The sequence below is a fragment of the Pseudoalteromonas sp. SG45-5 genome (assembly GCF_014164085.1).
GTDB classification, from domain to species: Bacteria; Pseudomonadota; Gammaproteobacteria; order Enterobacterales; family Alteromonadaceae; genus Pseudoalteromonas; species Pseudoalteromonas aliena.
The window spans coordinates 1-749 of record NZ_JACJEM010000140.1; the positions used below are offsets into that span (position 1 = coordinate 1).

Below are 749 nucleotides of genomic sequence, written 5' to 3' on the forward strand. Positions count from 1 at the left end.
AGTTTGGCGAACTAAGTACTAGGCTTTGTTCAGTGCAAAAAACAAGCAGGGTGTCTTATGGCAATCGCAAGAAAGCGTCAAGTAAGTTTGGTTGATACAAAGTACTACCACTGTATATCACGTTGCGTACGCCGTGCATTTTTATGTGGTGAAGACTATTTTACGGGTCAATCTTACGAGCATCGTAGAGGGTGGGTTGAAGACAAACTGCTTGAGTTAGCTAAGGTATTTTGCATTGATGTCTGTGCTTATGCCGTAATGAGTAACCACACCCATTTAGTCCTGTATGTTGATGATAAAAAAGCGAATAGGCTGAATGATAAAGCGATTGTTATTCGCTGGCACAAGCTGTGCAAAGGCACATTGTTAACGCAAAAGTACATACAGGGTGAAAGGCTAAGCAAAGTTGAGCTTATCTTTTTTAATCAAACAGTAAAGGAATATCGAGAGCGCCTATCAAGTATTAGCTGGTTTATGCGGGTGTTAAATGAAGACATTGCGCGCAGGGCAAATAAAGAAGATAACTGCACTGGCAGGTTTTGGGAGGGACGATTTAGTTCACAAGCATTATTGGATGAAGCCGCATTGGCGGCCTGCATGGCGTATGTAGATTTAAACCCCATTAGAGCCAAAATGGCAAAGACACCAGAAGAATCAGACCATACCAGTGCTCAAGTACGGCTAATATGCGCAAAAGAAGGCAAGCAGCCAAAACAATTACTCCGCTTTGCAGGCATGCCACGTCAAAT

The 749-nt window shown here is 42.7% G+C and carries 1 protein-coding gene; it reads left to right on the forward strand.

The features are described 5' to 3' along the window. Positions 1 to 57: 57 nt before the first annotated feature. On the forward strand, positions 58 to 749 hold a 692-nt coding region (locus tag H5119_RS19995; RefSeq protein WP_182703481.1), incomplete at its 3' end, for a transposase.